Below are 14,173 nucleotides of genomic sequence, written 5' to 3'. Positions count from 1 at the left end.
ACTGCAAAGCTGCGAGTTTTCATCGTACTGTATCTTCATTCGCTTCAAGGTTTTGTCTCATTTCTGCACCGACGGCGCGAGCAGCCGGATCTGAACTTTGTAGTAGTGTACTTGACACATTGTGCTGCTCAACTTGGCTTCGGTTTTGACTAAGTTTGTACTTACCTTCCAAACGTGTAACAGTTATTTCAAATCCCACAATTCCATTCATCATACCTTCACGAAATCCGTCAGGTAAACTGTGCCAATGCGATTTGTAGTCAGCTTCATAGGTGTCTATCATCTCGTTTATCATTTGGTTCATTGATTCTGGGGAGTCATTGAGCATAATAACTTTGGGAATACCATAGGCGTGAACAGCAATATAGTTCCACGTCGGTACGCTCTCATAATTTTCATACAAGGTAGGAGAAATGTAAGCGTGTGACCCAGTGAAGATAGCAAGTGATTCAGTATCAAGGGCTTGCGATTGAGGATTTTGCTTTGCCAGATGACCAATTAATTTAATATTATCCTCTTGCATTGCAATAACAAGAGGAACGTGTGAAGCATAAGGTACACCGTCTACTATCGATACCAATGTAGCAAAGCTATTCGCTTTCATAAAGGCGATTAGTTTATCTACATTATTTTCTTGAAAAGCAGTTGGTCTATACATGGCTATTTAACCTTACTATTAACTTATAAAAGTCTCGTTAATTCTCCTTTATATAGCAACTCAAGAATGCCAAATTTCTAATACCCCTGCTCTCAATTCGGCAACTCCTCAACCCGCATCAAATCCAATTCCCGCTCAAATATTTCATCAATTGGCAACATTTGACCATCAACAGTCATAAATTTATGGTCTTTTGTTGCCCGAATCAATGAACCATCTTCCAAACAATACTCAAACACCTCTTGTTGTCCGCGATCGTGCCACTGTGCTATGGGTTGCGTGTAAATATTTCCATTATTATCAACGCTATACACATTACATTCAATACGTTTTTCTACAATTTTTCCAATCGGCAGCAATCCATATTCTACTGTCAATATTTCCGTTTCATAACTTAAACAATATTCAGCAAACTTCAACATTTGCTCAAATAATTCATCAGCAACTTTTTTCGGAACACCATTTTTCGCTGCGCCATCCACGAATTTTTCTCGCTGCTTTTGCATCTCAGAAACTTTCTTTTTACCCATCGCCCGACGCAGCAAGTCAGCTTGTCCTAAAGAATATCCGGCCATATCCTGAGCAATTTTCATGATTTGCTCTTGATAGACCATAATTCCGTATGTTTCGTCTAATATTGGTTCTAAAACAGTGTGTTGATAATCAATATTCTCTCGACCATGTTTGCGGTTAATAAACTTAGGAATCAGACCCGCATCTAATGGGCCCGGTCGATAAAGTGCCAAAATTGAAGAAATATCTTCTATATTAGAAGGCTTCAAATCTCGCACTATCTGACGCATTCCCGAAGATTCTAATTGAAATATCCCTTCTAACTCACCTGCTTCTAATAATTCATAAGTTTTTTGTACATCTTTAGGCAGACTACTATGTTCACCTTTAGCTAATATCTTCTGGGCTTTTCTTTCCTGGCGAGGAATTTCATCAGGATCAACCCGATATCCTCTCGTTTCTTGAATCAAATCAACGGTCTTTTGAATCAGCGTCAGGTTCCGTAAACCCAGAAAATCCATTTTTAACAAACCCATTGATTCCAGGTCTTCCATGAAATACTGGGTAATCACAGAACCGTCATTATTCTTCTGTAGCGGGACAATTTCATCCAGTGGTTCGTCTGAAATTACGACCCCGGCTGCATGAACACCAAAAGTTTTGTTAGTTCCTTCAATTCGCATCGCCATATCAAGCCAATGGCGAACATGGGGTTCTTTATCATATTTTTCTTTAAACTCTGGTTCTGGAGTTTTATCGGAAACCATCACCTTGAGTTTTGTTGGTTTTCCTCGCACTACAGGAATTAATTTCGCCATTTTGTCAGCTTCCCCGTAGGGAATATTCAATACTCTGGCGACATCTTTCAAAACTGCTTTAGAGGTTAGACGGTTAAAAGTAATGATTTGAGCAACTCTATCTGCGCCGTATTTTTCAGTGACATATTCAATAACTTTATCCCGTTGTTCAATACAGAAATCTGTATCAATATCAGGCATTGATTTCCGTTCGGGGTTCAAAAAACGCTCAAATAGTAGCCCATGATGCACAGGGTCAATATTAGTAATTCGCATTGCATAAGCAACTAATGAACCAGCCGCAGAACCCCGACCTGGCCCGACAGGAATGTTATTATCTCTAGCAAATTTGATATAGTCCCATACAACTAAAAAGTATTTGGAAAAACCCATCTGCTGAATCATTTTCAGTTCGTATTCCAATCTTTCTTTATAGACGGAATCAACTTCCTGGCGAGATTTGCGATTTAACCGTTCTAAAAGTCCATTCCATGCAACATCTTCGGCGTAAGTGTCAGCAGTATGACCGGAGGGAATGGGAGGTGTAGGAATCTGAGGCTCACCCATAATATGGTAAGGCTCGACTTTATCAGCGACTTCTTCAGTAGTGGCTACAGCTTCTGCAATCACATCATCCGTTAAATGGTCACGAAATAGCTGCCGCATCTCCTCACCAGATTTGAGATACTCTGTGCCGCTATAACGCATCCGCTTATCTTCAATAATTAGTTTGCCAGTTTGAATACATAGCAAAGCGTCGTGGGCTTCAACGTCGAAACAAGAAATAAAATGTGAATCATTCGTGGCAATAATTTTAATGCCTAGCTCCCGCGCAATTTTGACTATTTCAACATTCACAATTCGGTCTTCTTGGGAGCCGTGGTCTTGAATTTCTAGATAATAATCATCACCAAATACATCTTTATACCACTGAGCAACTTTCCGGGCTGCATCTGGTCTATTACTGAGAATCGCTTGGGGAACTTCTCCACCTAAGCAAGCACTGGTGACAATCAAGCCCTCATGGTATTGTTTTAGTAAATCTTTATTAATACAAGGACGTGAAAAAATTCCTTTGCCTTGAACACCTTGAAGATGCGAAATTGTGGTTAATTTAACTAAATTTTTGTAACCTTTGGTATTTTTAGCTAAAACGACTTGATGATATTTTGGGCGACGTTCTTGTTTTTCGATATCGCCATTAATTACATACATTTCATTGCCGATAATCGGCTTAATATTTTGACTACGGCAGATTTTGATCAGTTCAACGGCTCCATACATGACACCATGATCGGTAAGGGCGATCGCTTTCATCCCCAGTGCGATCGCTTGATCCACCAACTCTGGTAGCTGACTTGCCCCATCTAGTAGACTGTAGTCACTGTGAATATGTAAAGGCACAAAGGACATAAGCATCTCCAACCACAAGCCAAGATATCTTTAGGGGCCTACCTTGTGGTATACCCTTTCAAGCCGGATTTTGCAAAGCAACGGAATATTACATTAGCAGTTTTTACCTAAAATTAAAGCTGTTCTTTTTCCGAAATTGTCACTGTCATCAGTGTTGTTTTAATAGTTACAGCAGTTAATCAGCATCTAACTAATGAGTGAAACAGAGAGTACTACTTCGCCTGAAACCAAAGCTAGCCCTTGGTGGCAGCGTATCCCTCTCACATTGCAAATTCTCATCGCCCTAGTAGCCGCAGTCAGCATTGGAATTGCCCTTGGTGCGGGAAATCCCAATCCCAGCAATGCCACCTTAATCAATAATTTAGCAATTCCGGCTGAATTGGTGCTAAAGGCTCTCCGCGCCTTAGCTACGCCCCTGATTTTGGTAGCAGTGCTGCATACCTTAATGACTACCGATATCCCCGGTACAGCCGGACGGCGGCTGGCAGTGCTACTTTTGACTAACACTACCGTAGCTATTTTAGTGGGACTTTTGGTAGCGAATGTGCTGCGTCCGGGAACGTGGGGCAATGTAGCTACCTCAACAACTACAGAAATACCTACTCAAAGTCTAGACCCTTGGGGAATACTCAAAGATGCTGTACCGGAAGCTGTCCTCAAGCCATTAGTTGATAATAATGTCATTCAACTAATTGTTATTGCCCTAAGTTTTGGTATCGTCTTGCGGGGCTTAAAATCTGAACAAATTGCCCAAGGGAAAAAAGGATACCAGCCGATAGAAGATGTTATCGGGATTTTATTCGAAGCGGTAGTCGGTGTCCTCAACTGGGTAATTGCCTTAGTGCCTTTCGCCGTCTTTGGGATTGTTGCTAAAACAGTTGCTATGCAAGGATTTACACCATTTAAATCATTGGGTGCATTTATCTTAGCGGTGCTGTTAGCGCTGGCATTACAGGCTTGCTATTACCTCACTAGAGTAAAATTTGGTTCTTGGGTACCCCCATTAAAATTCCTAGCTGGCGGTTCTGATGCCTTTTTAACAGCTTTTTCAACTTCTTCCTCTGCGGCGGCAATGCCAGTAACTTTTGAGGTTTTGCAAACAAAAGTTGGTTTAAGAGAATCTTCTGCTGCTTTGGGGGCATTAGTAGGGGCAAATTTCAATAATGATGGCACTGCCCTTTATGAAGCAATGTCTGCGTTGTATATTTCCCAACTAATTGGGCAACATCTGACTCTAGGACAGCAGTTAATTGTCATTCTGACCTCGATTTTTGCATCTGTAGGTGCGGCGAATATTCCCAATGCTGGACTGGTAACGATGACACTAGTGTTCACTTCTGTAGGCTTACCTACCCAGTACATTGCTTTGCTAGTTACCATCGACTGGTTTTTAGATCGCTGCCGCACCGCGATTAATGTCATGGGAGATATGACTGTCAGTGCTTTACTTGACGGCAAAAAGCCTCGTTCTGTAGACGAGGCTTAGTTTGAAGCTTTTCAGCTAGCTAATGCTGTTGGGGTCCTTTGGCATCACATTCTTTAGCCCAACAGCGTTCTAGAAGTCGAAGCCGCCAGATCAATGCAAAGCGTTGGGGATTCAATACTAATTTAGTATCGTGACTAAATAAAGGCTGGTTCAGATACTGCCAAAGGGGAAATTTAATTTGGGTGTGTTTTGGAGCCATAAGAACAACAAATATTATAAAAGTTTAGCGGCCATAGTCGGCATTTTGTCTAGCAATTGCCTAATACTGTTTTTCTAGTTAAAGACTACACTGCGTTTTTGCAATTGTCCTGGTGGCAATTGCGGAATTTCACCAAGTGAATTTATGTTCTTTCCGCTTTAATACTGAAATGGTACATACCATTTTCTGAATCCATATCCCGTGAAATGGTGAGCTAGCCATAGCTAATAGTGTAGTTGAAGCTAGCCGCACCACTGATACCATTTCACTTAAAAAATGATACACATGGGCAAGCAGAGGAAGTGATTTGTATCAATAATTTCGTAAATTGGTATGACACTCGTTGACTTAGTTGATGTCAGGTTCAAAGTACCAATGGTACTGCTGTTACAAACTTTATACGGGGAATTTTAACTTACGAGCCACCTTTTGATAGGACTTAAAGGCTACCTTCAAAGAAGAAATATCCTTTTCAAAAATATTATCTTTTCCAAAAGCTTTGGGGTATTCCTGATGTTTAAGTACAGTATCCACTGCGCTCTCTAACTGCTCTATTAAGGTTTTTAGTTCAGCTTCTAAAGTTACTAATTTTGTTATTACATCTGAGCAACACTTGCCAATAGTATTCATTTTGTCAAGAAAATCTTGAGCTAGTTCTAAATGTTCAATAGGCTCGAAATTTGCAATTGTGATGCAGATTTTATCGATATTCCTATCGAGTTTAGTGGTGTTGTTTTGGAGAGAAACATTCTTATCAGAAATGAGTTTTTTAAGGCGTGCTAACTGCAAGGGATACATTGCCTTACTTTTTATTCTGTCATGTTTAATAGCTGAAATATCCTTTTCTGCATTATCTAAATACCCTGATTCATTAGCATTATCTGTGGCAATTTGTTCTCGAACCTTGTCCCGAACCTTGCCTTTAATCTTTCTCGTTTTCCAGTTCTTGATCTGACTGAATATATGCTCGCTACTTTCGATTTGCTCTGTATCCTGAATCTCTAGCACTGATTGCGGAAAAGAAACTATCTCTTCAAATGATCCAAGTTTACTAGGCAGGTTGTCAATTAACTCGTTTAATTCCCTCAATTGATTCAAGTGATTGGCTTTTTGGCGCTCTAGTCGAAGTGTATTCGAGCGTTTTTCGATGGCTTTTATGAACTGTGGATTGTCTTTGATACTTGGAGCATAGTCTTGTTTTTTACGTTCCTCTTGTAGTTCCTGCTGACGTTCTTCGTCAATTTTACCCAATTCTTTATGGACTTCAGGATAATTTGTAAAAAGGTCTGTTCGCTTCCCCTCAGGGATATCAACACCTAAAATGTTGTATAGATGGCTAGGTAAAACTTTATCCTCTTTCTTCTGTCCGGTTCTGCGCTTAATTCGTGACTCATAGTCTTCTACTTTGCTGCTTTTAGGATCGAGAAGCTCATATTTATCTCTTGCATTGTATAAGTCGAACAATTCTCGGAGCGAAATTCCACCATGTTTATCTGCTTTTCTAATGAGAAACTGAATATCTTCTAGGTTACGCAAGGCTTTTTCTTCATCAAAGACTTGTTGCTTTTCTGGTTTAGTACCGGACTTATCTTTATAGGTAGCTGCTTTAAGTACTGTTTTTAAGTGTTCTTGATCCATATTTAAGATGCGTTTTTTAGTGTCCTCAGTAAGAAGTTTATTGGCATTAGGTAATCCAACGGGAAACGAACTTGAGTATTCGCCAGTTTGATTCCTACTCACTTTCGCGATTCCATAATCATCATTATCAATCTTTTTTAAGTTACCTTGATCAAACATATATTGGGTATACGAACCGTCCTTATATTGAAACAACATATCTAATATCACGGCATCTTGAATTTGTTGCTCATCTATGTTCAGTTCATTATATTCCTTCCTAGTAAGTTCTTGTTGAGCTTGCTTAATTCTTTGGTCAAAACCAAATTTATCTTTGAGGCTTTTCTCTTCTTCCTGTGAAATCTTGCCTTTTGTCTTCCCTGTTGTTTCTACAACAAATTTATGAAACTCATCATCTACTAATGAAAATGTATCCTCAAGGACTGATGCAGACATATCCATCTTTTTGCTTCCAGCTTTTCCGGGTGCTAGAGTAGAAAGAAGATTATTCCGTTTTTTCTCCCTAGAATCTACCTGGCTCTCTTGCGGCATTGATGTAGCAAGCGGCATGTGTGTAAATCCCAATTCATGAGCTACTAAAGGGATAAATACAGCTCGTTTACGTTCTGATTTTCGTTCATCATAATTTCTTCCGCTAGCAAGCCCGGAATCGTTTTCTTGCTTGATTACATGAGTTACAGGATCGGTATCTAAACTTTCTGCTTTTTTATAGGGAAACACTATCCCAAAAGTCCCTTTACCTATGGGCATATAACCTGCTTTTTTAAGAGCATCTTTATCAGTCAACTGCTCCAGTTGTTGATACTCATCCAGAGTACCTTTATTTTTCAAAACTTTTAGGAACTCATTCATTCCTTTTGTTCGTCCAGGTTGAGATGAGATGATGTTCTGATCAAGCTCACTTGTCTGATTTGATTTTTTTCGTTTTCTTGGATCTGGAAAAGGCTTTAAATCTTTTGGTCTCGGATGTTCCTCCAACCACTTTTTCAGCTCTATTTTTCCGAGTTGATTAATAGCAGCTAGCTCTGGGTTAAAACTATCTTCTTTAGCAGCTTCTTGGGAAGTGAGACCATCTACTGAGTTACCAGATAACTCAGCTTTTGTATCTGTATCAACAACCCCTGTCTCATTAATAGATTCTTCCAAATCAGATGATGCTGCCATATTACCGTCTAACACACGCTGCACTATCGGTTTGTTTTGAAGTTCTTCCCTCGGCATTTTCTCTTGCTGGAGATTATTAGTATCTGGCTTTATTTGCAATCTGTCTTCATCTTCTGACATCTTTTCTGGCTGAAGTTTATTAGTTTGTGGTTGATGAATCTGTTGCACAACTTGATATGCTGTTTCATCTGCTTGTTGTTCATATTTATCTCCAGATGCCCCAATTGTCAGCTTTGCCTGAATTGGTGTTGCTTCATCAGGTCGCCTTAGTGAATAATTGGTAATGTTATGGCTAAACTGCTGTGCCGTTTTCAATTTTGACAGCAACAATTCATTCATATTGGCTTGTAATCCATCTAATCGTTCCTGTCCTTGTGGGGTTATCGTGCCAAACTTTGCTTGTAGCTCTAGCTTTGTTGCTTCTATCTTTTGTCCAGCAAAAGTTTCATTCTTTATATCTTGTTGTGTCTTTGCTAGAACTAACTTATTTTTTGCTTGAATTCCAAATGGTCTTGGTGCGAACTGTGATGATATCTGTGGTGTTTGGGAATTTGAAAGGGTAGGCTTTTGGAGTTTTTGGGCTTTTTGTAGTGGCATATTGTACTTAGTTTTTATTTCTGCACGCAGTATATTATATACTTGATTACTTGTGAATTTTTAATTGCTGAGTTTTATGAATTAGCTACAAAAAAATTGGGATAGGCAAGATGCCCATCCCATAATAAAAAAAGAATTTTTTAATAACTCAAGTTGCTATCAAAAATTACCTCTTTTTAAATATAAAAGTTTCAAATATTGTATTTGGCTATATTTGAGCTAAGTCAGCTGGTCTTGCTTTCTAGAATCAATAATATGGATTCCTATATCTATACCTTTAATATTGCAACTTATGTATGACAACAGTGCATAAATAAAGATAACTATGCCCAGCATCTCTAGCACTTCTTCTATAGTTGTTATGAAGACATAAACCATGTTATGGGGGGTGTAGTAATATTCATAGTATCCGCCTACCAATTCAGTAGCAATTGCACCCGCTACGTAGATTGTTCCAGCAATGAAAAATAAGCGTCGTGTCTTGCCAGGAAGAGTAGCGATAAATCGCCCAAATACTAGCAAAAAGAGGAGTACGAAGATAGCACCTGCAATCACCCAAGCGTAGTAAAGAAAACCACTAGTATTAAATGTACCTCGCAGTGGTGTAGTTAGTCTTTCATGAAGACCGATCAATTCATCTAAGAATAAACCAGCAAAAACTATTGACAATCCTCTCCATGCCCAGACATCTTTATTCTTAGCTAACCTCTGAGCTTGGAAGATGATCTCTAGCAGAATAGAACAAAATAGTAAAGCTCCTCCAGAGTAAATTGCAGGAATATTATCCTCACTGTTGAGATCGAATAGAATGTTAAAGATATCTCTCCCAGGGAAGTCAGGTAGATAGTAGACATTGTAATTAGCTAAAAGACTGAGAATAGCCAAGCAAAGTACCACGCCAAGCAGGAATTTGAGGGTTTTGTTGGCAGAAAGATATACTTTCAATTTATGCGATGATTGCAACGCTGCGATCGCATCTTCTGGTTTTATAGAACTTCTTGACTCAACTACAGATATCCTGTCACTCTTAGCATTGTCTGAATAAGACTGGTTTTTGAGGATCTTGCGTCGCTCTGGCAATACAACTTTTGACATGAAGTACTCAATGGTTTGCTGCTTAACAAAACCATGCATTACCAGAATTTTTCCCAACTGCTCACCACTCAACTCTTGTGTCTTGAGTGCTATGTCTAATTCATCTGGATTAATTAGTTCAGCTTCAACTAAGTACATCCCAAGCGGCTTAAGCTGAAAACCTTGTGTGTCTATTTTCCTAATCAATTAGGATCTCCTTCTTTTTGCTGCCTGAATGTAATAAATTTTTAGGCTTTTAGTCATGAAACATTACAATTACCAGATAATATCAGATTTTAAGAGTTTCATAACCTTTGCTTAATCACATTTTGCATAGGCTAAATTATTGAATATACAAGTGTAAATTTATGCTAAAGAAAAGATGAATTTATTATGTAGATACGTCAGTTCTGCCCCAACACTGCTCGGGTTTTGCATTTTTAACTCGGAATTGGGTTTGGGGAAAAGGTTAAAGGGTAAAGATTAAAGGTTTTTTCTTTTCCCTTTCCCCTTCCCCTTTTCCCCTTAACCGACAAGTATTGAGTTCTGCCGTTGCTGTTATTTCTAAACGCATTGTTCCTAGAACAAAAATAAATCCACCTATCACTCTCATGTGTAGGTGGATTTATTCAGATGTGCAGATATCTAGCGCGGTTGATTGTATCCGTAGCAGACAGAGTAAGTAGCAAAAATCCTGCTAGAGTTGCATTGCAGGGTAATCTTCAACTTAGGAGATTACCTATAATTAGTAATGAGTGCCAGTTTTGCGATGGTTGATGGCAGTAACAGCATCAGGTTTGAGTAATTTACCTTCGTCCACAGTTGCATATACAACCCAGTGATCGCCACATTCCAGACGTTGATTGACTGAGCATTCTAAATATGCTAAAGCGTCGGTGAGGACAGTACAACCGTTATCTGCAACTGCTGTACTAAAGTTAGCAAACCGATCTTCTCCAGGCGCGAAAGATTTACGGAAATGCTTCATGTAGTCTTGATGATTACCTTCAGGTAAAATATTTAAGGCAAACTTACCGCCTGGATACATCAAAGATTCGATCGCTCGGTCTTTGGCGATCGCCACACTTATTCCAGGTGGGTTGAAGGTGGCTTGAGAAACCCAAGCGCCTAACATTGCAGTAGACACTTCTCCAAGTTTCGCTGTGATCACGCATACGGAACCAACAATCCGACCAACAGCCTGTTCTACTGGGGTAGCGGCTTGTTGGGGTACACGTACTTTTTTAGCCTTTTTCAGTGTTTGGGCAAAGTCTGTACCTAGTTCTTCACAGAATTTGAGTGTGACATCATCAGGTTTAAACTTGACCTTCAATGTGTCAAAGCCAAAACGGTATCCAGAATCCCGGAGTTTACCTTCTATTAAGTCAAAGGCTTCGCCACTCCAACCATAAGAACCAAAGACTCCAGCGAGTTTGCTGTTGTCACCGCTTGAGATCACAATTCCTAAAGCAGTATGAATGGGAGTTGGCGCATGACCACCGATAGTAGGAGAACCGATGATAAAACCTTCTGACTGTGCTAGGTTGATGCGAATTTCATCAGGGGTGGCAAATTCGCAGTTAATTGATTTGACTGCGACTCCACCTTTAGTTAATCCCAGAGCGATCGCTTGTGCTAAAGTTGCTGTATTGCCGTAAGCTGAAGCGTAAAGTAGGGCTACGGAAATCTCGCGATCGTTATGAGAACGGCTCCACTCTCCATAAGCTTTGGTAAGCTCGATTAAGCTGGTGCGTACTAAAGGCCCATGACCCACAGCATACATTCTCACCTGCAAATCTGATATTTTCTCCAAAGCTGCTTGCACATGAGGAGTTTGGGGAGCCATCAGGCAGTTAAAGTAGTAACGCTGGTCTTCTTTGAGTGCTTCCCAATTATCATCAAACACTTCATCACCACAGAGATGAGTTGCAAATAACTTATCTGTGTAGAGAATTTGGGTTTGCTGATCGTAGGTACAAAGTCCTTCCGGCCAACGTGGGCTAGGAGTGGGCAAGAATTTCAAAACATGACCTTTGCCTAAATCCAGAGTTTCTTTCCCACGCATCACCAAGACTTTCAAATCTTGCTCTAGGAAAGCAGCACGTAAATTGTTCGCACCGGGAAGAGAACAGACAAAAGTTACCTGTGGTGCCAGTTCTAAAATTGCTTTGAGGGTTGCAACTCGATTGGGACTAAAATGACCCAGAATTATATAATCCAAACTTTGTAAATCTAAAGTCTGCCGCAATGCCTCTAAATAAATTTCGGTAAAGCTTTCTGGCGGTGGATCAATAAGTGCGGTTTTATCAGCTTCAATTAAATAGCAATTGGAGGTAGTACCTCTTTCAAGTGCATATTCAATTTCAAACCGCAGACGTGACCAACTACGTGCTCTGATCGCCTTAGTATTTGTAGCAATTGGTAGAACTTGTACGTCGCGTGGCTTGGAATTGGTCATAGCTGTTAAAAGTTAGCGAATTGGGCATTGGGCATTGGGAATTGGGAATTGGGAATTGGGCATTGGGAACAAGGAGAATAACCCATACTCCTTACCCCATGCCCTATGCCCCATTCCCATCTTTAGTAGTAATTACCTACTTTGCGATGGCGAACGGCTGTGAGTCCATCGTTTTTAGAGACACGACCTTCTTGGACTGTGCAGTATAAAATCCAGTGGTCGCTGCATTCCATGCTGCTCTGTATTTCACATTCGATGTATGCCAGAGCATCAGTTAGAATCGGAGAACCGTTTTTCGCGGTTTGAGTTTTCACTCCTGCAAAGCGGTCAGCACCGGGATGTAAGCGCTTGAGAAAGTGCTTTTTCAATTCTTGATAATTGCCTTCTTCCAAAACGTTGAGGACGAAGCGATCGCCTACTTGCATTAAGGAATCAATGGCGCGGTCTTTCGCAACGGCAATTGTTAATCCTAATGGTTGCAAACTCGCTTGCGTTACCCAGGATGCCAGCATTGCGCTTGAGACATTATCTTTTTTAGTCGTGACTATATATAGTCCACTACTAATGCGACCCAACGCCTTTTCCATGTTGACATCAAGAGACTTGATTTGCTTGATGTTGCGATCGCGCACTAGCAATTGTCCGATGTCTTTACCGGCTTCTTCACACAACTGGAATGTTGATGCGCTGGGAGTCTCTTTAATCCGAATGGGTGGGAAAGCTTCTTTGATGCCAGAGTCAAGAAATTGTCTGCGGAGTGTATCAATGGGTTCATCATCCCCACCGTAACATTCAAACAGCCCAAGAAATTGCTTGTTCTTAGCGACAGCTAACACCGAACTGATACTAGCTTGGGCGGCGGCGGCGGTACTTGGGGGCATACCAATAATGATGCCAGCAGCTCTTCCAGCTAGTTCTTGAATTTCTTGGCTCTCAGCAGTACTTAAATCTAGTACTTCTACTCCAACCCCAGTTTTCAGGATACCTTCGGCAATTGCGTGACCAAGGCGCTCACCATAACCGTAATCTGAGACAAAAAACAAGCCAACTGTGGTTTCTGCTTTAGCTTGTTTTTGGCTCCAATTTTCGTAACACCCGGTCAGAACATCTAAATGGTGGTATAATAAGGGGCCGTGACCATTTGCGATAATATTAATCTTTCCTAGATCGCCCATCCGCTTCATGGCATTCAGCAGGGAACGAGCATTAGGACCCATCAAGCAGTCGTAGTAAAATCTAAAGTCAGCTTCGATCGCTTCTAAATCTTCGTCAAAGGTGCGATCGTCACAAAAGTGCATCCCAAAAGCATCACAGGTGTAGAGAATTTGGGTTTTGCGGTCAAAGCTAAAGATTGTATCTGGCCAGTGCAGGTTAGGCGCACTCACGAATTCCATTTCGTGTCCTTTGCCGATATCTATGCGATCGCCGGTTTTGACAACTCGCTTAGAAAATGGATCGTGGACTAAGCCTTCCAAAAACTGAAGCGCAACTTTTGAGGCTAAGACAGTAGCTCTAGGAGCTAATTGCAGGACATCTTCTACTAAGCCGCTATGGTCTGGCTCTGTGTGGCTGACAATTATGTAATCAATTGTCTTGGGGTTAACAAGACCTTTTAGAGTCTCTAAATACAGATCGCGAAACTTCTGGTGAGAAGTATCGATCAAAACTGTTTGTTCACCCCTAATTAGATATGAATTGTAGGTTGTGCCGTTTTGCAGTCCGAATTCGATATCGAAGCGATCGCGATCCCAATCAAGAGAGCGAATCGCCGTTGTGTTAGGGGCAATTTCTACAGTTTGTATAGTTAGCCGATGTTGAACGTTCTCTGCATTGGCGTTGCCGGTCGTAGACATCGCTACCATTATTCGTCTCCGAGCGCAAATTGTCAGGTTTTTCTTCTGCCCCCATTCTCTCTATTATTTTTTGTTTAAGTTGTAATGAATATCAGTTTTTGAAAAATTTAACTTGTATCAATTGTTGCTGTTTTCTAGCAAGAAATATGACTCAAAAAATCTACTCAATATTAATTTATTCCGAAAAATATACTTAGTATTTTATTTTTTTATTTATCTAATTTTATTCTAATTTAAAAATATCATTTTCTTTATATTATTTGACAATAAAAATGAAAGGACTAAAACTAATATCATACATCTAGGACTATTATATAAAACTC

8 protein-coding genes are annotated in these 14,173 nt (G+C 40.2%); 1 reads left to right on the top strand and 7 read right to left on the bottom strand.

What is annotated here, in order from left to right; translation table 11 throughout:
• Positions 1–19 precede the first annotated feature (19 nt).
• Together G1O98_RS22275 and G1O98_RS22270 are read right to left on the bottom strand one after the other, a co-directional pair.
• On the bottom strand, positions 20–658 hold the full coding sequence (locus tag G1O98_RS22275) for an FMN-binding negative transcriptional regulator (RefSeq protein ID WP_163931943.1): 639 nt from the start codon (positions 656–658) through the stop codon (positions 20–22).
• Between the two features lie 92 nt (positions 659–750).
• A complete protein-coding gene (locus G1O98_RS22270) occupies positions 751–3,381 on the bottom strand; it encodes a DNA polymerase III subunit alpha (RefSeq protein ID WP_163931941.1) in 2,631 nt (876 codons plus the stop codon).
• A gap of 193 nt (positions 3,382–3,574) precedes the next feature.
• On the opposite strand from G1O98_RS22270, the gene G1O98_RS22265 reads away from it, so the two are divergent.
• Positions 3,575–4,867 (top strand): dicarboxylate/amino acid:cation symporter, encoded by a 1,293-nt coding sequence (locus G1O98_RS22265; RefSeq protein ID WP_163931938.1) that lies wholly within the window; start codon positions 3,575–3,577, stop codon positions 4,865–4,867.
• A 19-nt stretch (positions 4,868–4,886) separates the two neighbouring features.
• Here the strand turns inward: G1O98_RS22265 and G1O98_RS22260 are convergent, their stop codons facing one another.
• From G1O98_RS22260 to G1O98_RS22240, 5 genes are all read right to left on the bottom strand, one after another.
• Positions 4,887–5,066, bottom strand: coding sequence for a hypothetical protein (locus G1O98_RS22260; RefSeq protein WP_163931935.1), 180 nt, complete (start codon positions 5,064–5,066; stop codon positions 4,887–4,889).
• A 396-nt stretch (positions 5,067–5,462) separates the two neighbouring features.
• A complete protein-coding gene (locus tag G1O98_RS22255) occupies positions 5,463–8,465 on the bottom strand; it encodes a hypothetical protein (protein ID WP_163931924.1) in 3,003 nt (1,000 codons plus the stop codon).
• A 219-nt stretch (positions 8,466–8,684) separates the two neighbouring features.
• Positions 8,685–9,746, bottom strand: a complete 1,062-nt coding sequence (locus G1O98_RS22250; protein ID WP_163931932.1) for a hypothetical protein — start codon at positions 9,744–9,746, stop codon at positions 8,685–8,687.
• Between the two features lie 538 nt (positions 9,747–10,284).
• The gene (locus G1O98_RS22245; protein WP_163931929.1) at positions 10,285–11,997 is read right to left on the bottom strand and encodes a diflavin flavoprotein; all 1,713 of its coding nucleotides are present in this window, start codon (positions 11,995–11,997) and stop codon (positions 10,285–10,287) included.
• A 122-nt stretch (positions 11,998–12,119) separates the two neighbouring features.
• Positions 12,120–13,859, bottom strand: coding sequence for a diflavin flavoprotein (locus tag G1O98_RS22240; protein ID WP_163931927.1), 1,740 nt, complete (start codon positions 13,857–13,859; stop codon positions 12,120–12,122).
• Positions 13,860–14,173: the final 314 nt, after the last annotated feature.

Source organism: Nostoc sp. UIC 10630 (genome assembly GCF_010747425.1).
GTDB lineage: Bacteria > Cyanobacteriota > Cyanobacteriia > Cyanobacteriales > Nostocaceae > Nostoc.
This window is presented reverse-complemented; position numbering and strand designations above follow the sequence as displayed.

What these genes read in the sequence shown, in the direction of transcription:
- G1O98_RS22275 (WP_163931943.1), bottom strand. Translation starts at nt 658, where the DNA reads ATGTATAGACCAACTGCTTTTCAAGAAAATAATGTAGATAAACTAATC.
- G1O98_RS22270 (WP_163931941.1), bottom strand. Translation starts at nt 3,381, where the DNA reads ATGTCCTTTGTGCCTTTACATATTCACAGTGACTACAGTCTACTAGAT.
- G1O98_RS22265 (WP_163931938.1), top strand. Translation starts at nt 3,575, where the DNA reads ATGAGTGAAACAGAGAGTACTACTTCGCCTGAAACCAAAGCTAGCCCT.
- G1O98_RS22260 (WP_163931935.1), bottom strand. Translation starts at nt 5,066, where the DNA reads ATGGCTCCAAAACACACCCAAATTAAATTTCCCCTTTGGCAGTATCTG.
- G1O98_RS22255 (WP_163931924.1), bottom strand. Translation starts at nt 8,465, where the DNA reads ATGCCACTACAAAAAGCCCAAAAACTCCAAAAGCCTACCCTTTCAAAT.
- G1O98_RS22245 (WP_163931929.1), bottom strand. Translation starts at nt 11,997, where the DNA reads ATGACCAATTCCAAGCCACGCGACGTACAAGTTCTACCAATTGCTACA.
- G1O98_RS22240 (WP_163931927.1), bottom strand. Translation starts at nt 13,859, where the DNA reads ATGGTAGCGATGTCTACGACCGGCAACGCCAATGCAGAGAACGTTCAA.